General features: G+C 67.4%; 1 protein-coding gene. It reads right to left on the bottom strand.

Annotated features, from left to right (window positions below):
• A partial coding sequence (locus tag R0J87_RS25330) for a SulP family inorganic anion transporter (RefSeq protein WP_498889777.1) occupies positions 1-230 on the bottom strand: 230 nt, incomplete at both ends.

Here is a 230-nt window from a genome sequence, read left to right as displayed (position 1 = left end):
GCGGCCAGCACCCGCGCCGCACCGATATACTCCGGGCTGCCCGGCGCAGCAAAACTGCTCAGCGCCGAGGCCGTCATCAATGCTGCCCCCGCCACCGGCCCTACAGCCAAACTCGCGCTGGTGCCAAAGATGGCGTACAGCACCAGCGGCAGCATGCCCGCATAGAGCCCCATTTCCGGCGGCAACCCTGCCAGCATGGCGTAAGACAGCGCTTGCGGCACCAGCATCAG

Origin of the sequence: Halomonas sp. SIMBA_159 (assembly GCF_046536035.1) — a bacterium.
Lineage (GTDB): Bacteria > Pseudomonadota > Gammaproteobacteria > Pseudomonadales > Halomonadaceae > Vreelandella > Vreelandella venusta_A.
This window is presented reverse-complemented; position numbering and strand designations above follow the sequence as displayed.